The sequence below is a fragment of the Pseudomonas pichavaramensis genome, assembly GCF_050473265.1.
GTDB lineage: Bacteria > Pseudomonadota > Gammaproteobacteria > Pseudomonadales > Pseudomonadaceae > Aquipseudomonas.
The window spans coordinates 93,269-100,586 of sequence record NZ_JBJKFJ010000017.1; the positions used below are offsets into that span (position 1 = coordinate 93,269).

8 protein-coding genes are annotated in these 7,318 nt (G+C 60.8%); all 8 read left to right on the forward strand.

What is annotated here, in order from left to right:
• Positions 1-106: 106 nt before the first annotated feature.
• The 8 genes from fghA (at position 107) to rpoS (ending at position 6,968) form a co-directional block, all read left to right on the forward strand.
• Positions 107-949, forward strand: a complete 843-nt coding sequence (gene fghA, locus ACJRW5_RS22720; RefSeq protein ID WP_484572755.1) for an S-formylglutathione hydrolase — start codon at positions 107-109, stop codon at positions 947-949.
• An 85-nt stretch (positions 950-1,034) separates the two neighbouring features.
• Positions 1,035-1,508 (forward strand): 2-C-methyl-D-erythritol 2,4-cyclodiphosphate synthase, encoded by a 474-nt coding sequence (gene ispF / locus ACJRW5_RS22725; RefSeq protein WP_484572756.1) that lies wholly within the window; start codon positions 1,035-1,037, stop codon positions 1,506-1,508.
• The gene (gene truD, locus ACJRW5_RS22730) at positions 1,505-2,563 is read left to right on the forward strand and encodes a tRNA pseudouridine(13) synthase TruD (RefSeq protein WP_484572757.1); all 1,059 of its coding nucleotides are present in this window, start codon (positions 1,505-1,507) and stop codon (positions 2,561-2,563) included. Before ispF ends, truD begins: the two co-directional genes overlap by 4 nt.
• A complete protein-coding gene (gene surE / locus ACJRW5_RS22735; protein WP_484572758.1) occupies positions 2,551-3,300 on the forward strand; it encodes a 5'/3'-nucleotidase SurE in 750 nt (249 codons plus the stop codon). Before truD ends, surE begins: the two co-directional genes overlap by 13 nt.
• 38 nt (positions 3,301-3,338) lie before the next feature.
• Complete coding sequence (locus ACJRW5_RS22740; protein ID WP_484572762.1) at positions 3,339-3,974, forward strand: protein-L-isoaspartate(D-aspartate) O-methyltransferase; 636 nt, start codon at positions 3,339-3,341, stop codon at positions 3,972-3,974.
• 25 nt (positions 3,975-3,999) lie between these two features.
• Entirely contained in the window at positions 4,000-4,938 is a 939-nt protein-coding gene (locus ACJRW5_RS22745; protein WP_484572759.1) for a polyprenyl-phosphate transporter, read from the forward strand.
• Between the two features lie 48 nt (positions 4,939-4,986).
• Positions 4,987-5,859, forward strand: coding sequence for a peptidoglycan DD-metalloendopeptidase family protein (locus tag ACJRW5_RS22750; protein WP_484572760.1), 873 nt, complete (start codon positions 4,987-4,989; stop codon positions 5,857-5,859).
• A 101-nt stretch (positions 5,860-5,960) separates the two neighbouring features.
• Positions 5,961-6,968: an RNA polymerase sigma factor RpoS gene (gene rpoS, locus ACJRW5_RS22755; protein ID WP_484572761.1), complete on the forward strand. Its 1,008-nt coding sequence runs from the start codon at positions 5,961-5,963 to the stop codon at positions 6,966-6,968.
• Positions 6,969-7,318: the final 350 nt, after the last annotated feature.

Below are 7,318 nucleotides of genomic sequence, written 5' to 3' on the forward strand. Positions count from 1 at the left end.
TCTATGGGCGCAGCCTGCTCTGCAGGGCTGCGCCGCAGGCTGAATGGACTGACGCGCCCGTGGCCTCTGGCTGCGGGCGACGGTTTCCTCTTTCGCTGGAGGTTTCATGGAAAATATTTCCTGCCAGAAGAGCTTCGGTGGCTGGCACAAGCGTTACAAGCACCGTTCGAGCACCCTCGGTTGCGACATGGTGTTCGCCGTCTACCTGCCGCCACAGGCCGAGCAGGGCGTCAAGCTGCCGGTGCTGTACTGGCTGAGCGGGCTGACCTGCACCGACGAGAACTTCATGCAGAAAGCCGGCGCGCAGCGCCTGGCGGCCGAGCTGGGTCTGGTCATCGTGGCGCCGGACACCAGTCCGCGTGGCGAAGGTGTGCCGGACGATGAAGCGGGTGCCTACGACTTCGGTCTGGGTGCCGGCTTCTATGTCAACGCCACCCAGGAGCCCTGGTCGCGCAATTACCGCATGCATGACTACGTGGTCAACGAACTGCCGGCGCTGATCGAGGCCAACTTCCCGGTTTCCGATCGTCGTGGCATTTCCGGCCACTCCATGGGCGGCCATGGTGCGCTGGTGTGCGCGCTGCGCAACCCGGGTCGCTACCTGTCGCTGTCGGCGTTCTCGCCGATCACCAACCCGATGAACTGCCCCTGGGGCGAGAAGGCGCTGTCGCGCTATCTCGGTGAAGACCGTTCGCGCTGGAAGGAGTGGGATGCCTGCGCGCTGCTCGCCGACGCCAGCGAGCGCCTGCCGATCCTGGTGGATCAGGGCGACCGCGACGACTTCCTCGAAGGCCAACTCAAGCCCGAGGCGCTGGAAGCCGCGGCCAAGGCGGCGGGGCATCCGCTGACCCTGCGTCTGCAGCCTGGTTACGACCACAGCTACTACTTCATCGCCAGCTTCATCGACGATCACCTGCGTCACCATGCGCAGGTGCTGAACCAGGCCTGAGGCAGCGGCGTCACCCGGATTTCATCCGAGTCAGTCGCCAAACCGGTTAGAATCGCGCCCTGACATTTTCAGGGCGTTGTTCTTTATGCGTATCGGTCATGGCTACGATGTACACCGCTTCGGCGAGGGCGATTTCATTACCCTCGGCGGTGTGCGCATTCCTCACAGATTTGGCCTGGTGGCCCATTCCGACGGCGACGTGCTGCTGCACGCGCTGAGCGATGCCCTGCTCGGTGCCGTCGCGCTCGGCGATATCGGCAAGCACTTTCCGGATACCGATCCGACCTTCAAGGGCGCCGACAGCCGCGTGCTGCTGCGCCATGTGTTGAGCCTGGTGCAGGGCAAGGGCTACGCGGTGGGCAATGTCGATGCCACCATCATCGCCCAGGCGCCGAAGATGGCGCCGCATATCCAGGCGATGCGTGAGTGCATTGCGGCGGACCTGGACGTCGAGCTGGATCAGGTCAACGTCAAGGCCACCACCACTGAGAAGCTCGGCTTCACCGGGCGTGAGGAAGGGATCGCGGTGCACGCCGTGGCTCTGCTTATCAAACCATGAACGAATTGCAGCTGCTGGGCCCGCGCGCCTATGGCGAGCCCTGCGGGCGCGCCGTGCTCAAGGCCACGGCCGAAGACTTTCAGGTCGATGAGGTGCTCGACATTCCGCTCACCGGCCAGGGTGAACACCTCTGGCTGTGGGTGGAGAAACGCGGCCTGAACACCGAGGACGCGGCCCGCCGCATCGCCCGTGCCGCGGGTCTGCCCCTCAAGGCCGTCAGCTATGCAGGCCTCAAGGACCGCCAGGCGCTGACCCGCCAGTGGTTCAGTCTGCATCTGCCGGGCAAGGCCGATCCCGATCTGACGTCAGCCGAAAGCCCGGCGCTGAGCATCCTCAAGCGTGAGCGGCATAACCGCAAATTGCAGCGCGGTGCCCATGCCGCCAACGGCTTCATTCTGCGCCTGACGGCTTTGCAGGCTGACCGTGAACTCCTGGAGCAGCGTCTGCGGCGGATCGCCGAGCAGGGTGTGCCCAACTATTACGGGTTGCAGCGCTTCGGTTTCGATGGTGGCAACGTGCTGGAAGCGCGGCGCTATGCCGAGCGCGACGAACTACCGGTACAGCGCAATCTGCGTTCGCGCCTGCTGTCGTCGGCACGTAGCTACCTGTTCAACCGCGTGCTGGCCGAGCGGGTCGCCGCAGGGAGCTGGAACCAGGCGTGCGTGGGCGACCTGCTGGCCTTTACCAGTAGTCGTAGTTTTTTCATGGCCGGGGAGGCCGAGTGTCAGGATCCGCGGCTGTCGATCCTCGATCTGCATCCCACCGGACCGCTATGGGGTGAAGGCGAGCCTGCCACAGCGCATACCGTGCAGGAGCTGGAAAAAAACGTTGGCGAGCAGGAACCGGCTCTGCCGAACTGGCTGGCCAAGGCGGGAATGGCTCACGAACGACGCATTCTGCGCCTCCCCATTCAGAGCCTGACGTGGCATTATCCGGAACCCGATATTCTGCAACTTGCATTCGTCCTGCCGGCCGGGAGTTTTGCCACCGTCGTGGTGCGCGAGCTCGTCGACCTCATGCCGACAGGGCAGACGGATACTCCATGCGAATTCTGATTTCCAACGACGACGGGGTGAACGCACCCGGTATCGCCGCGTTGCACCAGGCGCTGGCCGATTACGCCGAGTGCGTGGTGATTGCGCCGGCCGAAGACAAGAGCGGTGCCAGCAGTGCACTGACGCTCGATCGTCCGCTGCATCCGGGGACACTGTCCAATGGTTACATCAGCCTCAACGGCACGCCGACCGACTGCGTTCACCTGGGCATCAACGGCCTCCTGGAACAAGCGCCAGACATGGTCGTCTCCGGGATCAACCTGGGAGCGAACCTGGGCGATGACGTGCTCTATTCAGGCACTGTTGCCGCTGCGCTGGAAGGGCGTTTCCTGAGCAAGACGGCATTTGCCTTCTCGCTGCTTTCGCGCCTTCCGGACAACTTGCCGACAGCAGCCTACTTCGCTCGCAAGCTGGTCGAGGCGCACGAGCGGCTCGAACTGCCGCCGCGCACGGTGCTCAACGTCAATGTGCCGAACCTGCCGCTCGAGCACATTCGCGGTGTGCAACTGACCCGTCTCGGTCACCGCGCACGCGCAGCTGCGCCGGTCAAGGCGGTCAATCCGCGTGGCAAGGAAGGCTACTGGATTGCCGCAGCTGGCGATGTCGAAGATGGCAGCCCGGGCACCGATTTCCACGCGGTGATGCAAGGCTACGTCTCCATCACCCCACTGCGGCTCGACAGGACATTCAACGAGGCCCTCGAAAGTATGGATGGCTGGTTGGAGGGCATCTTCTGATGCGCGGACAGGATGACATGCAGCGCAGCGGGATCGGTATGACCTCGCAGCGTACCCGTGAACGGCTGATCCAGCGTCTGTACGAGGAAGGCCTCTCCAACGCCAGGGTGTTGGAGGTGATTCGGCGTACTCCACGTCACCTGTTCGTCGATGAGGCGCTGGCGCACCGGGCTTACGAAGACACATCGTTGCCCATCGGTCATAACCAGACCATCTCCCAGCCTTACATGGTCGGCCGCATGACCGAGTTGCTGCTGGCCGCAGGCCCGCTGGACAAGGTACTGGAGATCGGCACCGGCTCTGGCTACCAGACCGCCGTGCTGGCGCAGTTGGTCGAACGGGTGTTTTCGGTGGAGCGCATCCAGGCGTTGCAGGAGCGCGCCAAGGAACGCCTGGTCGAACTCAAGTTGCGCAATGTGGTCTTTCGCTGGGGCGATGGCTGGGAGGGCTGGAATGCCCTCGGGCCTTACAACGGCATTATCGTCACGGCGGCTGCAGCTCAAGTGCCGCAGGCGTTGCTCGATCAACTGGCTCCTGGCGGACGCCTAGTCATACCCGTTGGCAGCGGGGATGTGCAGCAGTTGCTGCTGATCGTGCGTGAGGAGGAGGGATTCTCCCAGCATGTGCTCGACGCGGTGCGTTTCGTACCTTTACTCAATGGCCCGGTGGCCTGATCGCTTTATCGTTCTGGAAGGATCCATGAAGAAACACTTTCTGCTCTACGCCAAGGGCATGGCCATGGGCGCTGCCGATGTGGTGCCGGGCGTTTCCGGGGGCACCATTGCCTTCATCAGTGGCATCTACGACGAATTGCTGCGATCCATCGCGGGTCTTCCTGGTGCACTCGTGCTGCTACTACGCGGCCGTCTCAAAGATGCCTGGCAGAAAGCCAATGCGACCTTTCTGCTGGTACTGTTCAGCGGTATCTTGACCAGCATCCTCACGCTCGCTCGCGTGATTACCTACTTGCTCAAGCATCATCCGATACCCGTCTGGTCATTCTTCTTTGGTTTGATTCTGGTCTCCACCTACATGGTGGGACGTGAAATAGGCCGCTGGAACTGGACGCGGGTATTGAGTTTCCTGCTCGGCCTTAGTTTCGCCTACTGGATCACCGTGGCGGCGCCAATGCAGTGGGGCAGTGACCTACCTACCTTGTTCCTTGCGGGGGCGATCGCCATCTGTGCGATGATCCTGCCGGGCATCTCCGGCAGTTTCATCCTGCTGCTGCTGGGGCTGTACTCGGTTGTGCTGGGGGCGGTTAAGGATCTCAATCTTCTCGTGCTGGGCGTGTTTGCTGCAGGTTGTATGGTCGGCCTGCTGAGTTTCGCTCGGTTGCTCAGTTGGTTGCTGGCACGCTGGAGTGATCTCAGCCTGGCATTTCTCAGTGGTTTGATGCTCGGTTCGCTGAACAAGGTCTGGCCTTGGAAGGAGACCCTGAGTTGGCGCATCGATAGCAAAGGGGAACAGGTCCCGCTGCTGCAGAGCAACCTGTTGCCGGGCCAATTCGCCGAGCTCAGTGGCCAGGATCCGCACCTTCTAATTGCGTTGTTGCTGGCTGTCGGGGGTATCGCTCTCGTTTTGAGCCTGGAGTGGTTGGCACAGCGTCAGCCTGCCGATACTGGTCGGCCCGAATAAATACGGCACAATAGACGCCGTACTTGGAATCGTTCAGGGAGCCATCGGGTGAGTTGCACCGTCGTTAATGTTCTCGGCCGCGCCGTTACAGTGCTCCGCCTGCCTCTGGCCATGCTCGCTTTGACTGCACTGGCCGGCTGCGTCAGCTCGCCTCCAGGCGGGGTACAAGTGGTTGACCGCGGGCAGAACCAGGGACGTGCTCCGGTCGTGCACCGGCAACCAGTACGCAGTGGTCAGTACGTCGTGCAGCGTGGCGATACCCTGTATTCCATTGCCTTTCGTTTCGGTTGGGACTGGAAGGCGTTGGCGGCACACAACAACCTGCGCGATCCCTACCTGATTCGGGTTGGTCAGGTCATCCGCTTCGACAATCGTTCGTTGGCCAGCCAGCCAGTGGCTACTGCCGTTCCTCGTCCAAGTACGCCTGTTGTTACCCAGCAACCGGCACCGAGTCGTCCTGTCGTTACGGCACCACCGGCAAGTCAACCGGCCAAGCCGCCCGTGGCGAGCACTCCCGCCACTACTCCCGTGACGCCTGTGAGTCGCTCTTCCAGCGGCTGGGCATGGCCAACCCAGGGCTCAGTGATCAGTCGTTTTTCCTCAAACGGTAGTTTGAATAAAGGCATTGATATCGCCGGGGAATTAGGACAGCCTGTTTTAGCTGCGTCTGATGGGTCAGTGGTGTACGCCGGGAGTGGTTTGCGGGGCTACGGCGAGTTGATCATCATCAAACACAGCGACACCTACGTAAGTGCCTACGGTCATAACCGCAGGCTGTTGGTACGGGAGGGGCAGCAGGTCAAAGCCGGGCAAAGTATTGCCGAGATGGGGTCTACAGGGGCCGACCGGGTGAAACTGCACTTCGAGATTCGCCGCCAAGGTAAACCTGTCGATCCGCTGCAATACCTGCCACGTCGTTGATCCGCCGCTGACCCGTTCCATCACGTAGGAGGGACGGGCTCAGGTATGGCCAGGACGGTTCCGCCAGAGTCTGTTGTCGAACTCAGCTAGGGACAACAACAATGGCTCTCACCAAAAAAGAAGCGCCGGAGTTTGACGTCGACGATGAACTGCTCCTGATGGAGCCGGGCATCGTATTGGGTGAGGTTCAGAGCGATGAGGTGGATGCACCGGTCGCGCGTGCCAAGTCCAAGAACGCCACGCCCTCCAAGCAGCACAAGTATATCGACTACACCCGGGCGCTCGACGCCACTCAGCTTTACCTCAACGAAATCGGTTTCTCTCCATTGCTCACTCCCGAAGAGGAAGTGCACTTCGCGCGCCTGGCGCAGAAGGGCGATCCTGCCGGGCGCAAGCGGATGATCGAGAGTAACCTGCGTCTGGTCGTCAAGATCGCCCGGCGTTATGTCAATCGAGGTCTGTCTTTGCTCGATCTGATCGAGGAGGGCAATCTCGGGTTGATTCGCGCAGTGGAGAAATTCGATCCGGAGCGCGGTTTTCGTTTTTCGACCTATGCGACCTGGTGGATCCGCCAGACCATCGAACGGGCCATCATGAACCAGACGCGGACCATCCGCTTGCCGATTCATGTGGTCAAGGAGCTCAACGTCTATCTGCGGGCGGCTCGTGAACTGACCCAGAAGCTCGACCACGAACCTTCTGCGGAAGAAATTGCCAACCTGCTGGAAAAACCGGTGGGTGAGGTCAAGCGTATGCTGGGTCTTAACGAGCGAGTGTCCTCGGTGGATGTGTCGCTCGGTCCGGACTCGGACAAGACGCTGCTCGATACCTTGACCGATGATCGACCTACCGATCCCTGCGAGCTGCTGCAGGACGATGATCTGTCGCAAAGCATCGATCAGTGGCTGTCGGACCTGACTGATAAACAACGTGAGGTCGTCGTGCGACGCTTCGGTCTGCGCGGCCACGAGAGCTGTACGCTGGAGGAGGTGGGCCAGGAGATCGGCCTTACTCGCGAGCGTGTCAGGCAGATCCAGGTTGAAGCGCTCAAGCGCTTGCGTGAAATTCTCGAGAAGAATGGCCTCTCCAGCGACGCGCTGTTCCAGTAGCCTTCGCTTCGATCATAAACCCGGCTACGGCCGGGTTTTTTCTGTGCGCCCGTGTAAGTCATTACTTACAAGTGCTGTCAGTGTTTGTGCTTAAGAGGCTGCGACTTTGTCCTTCTATTGTTGTAACTTATTGTTTTTATTGATTTTTAATTTTTAATGAACTGTTTTTTCTGAATTTGATCCTCTTGCGCCGCTACCAGGATTGGCTAGTATCACAACCGTGCTCAGGGATAAGCACAGGCCGTCAGGACGATGGTCAGGAACATCGCAAGGCGCGATTCATCAGGACGATGAGTTGGGAAACAAAGGGACTAGGGAATAAAAGTGGGCGGCGCAAGCCGCCCCTTTTT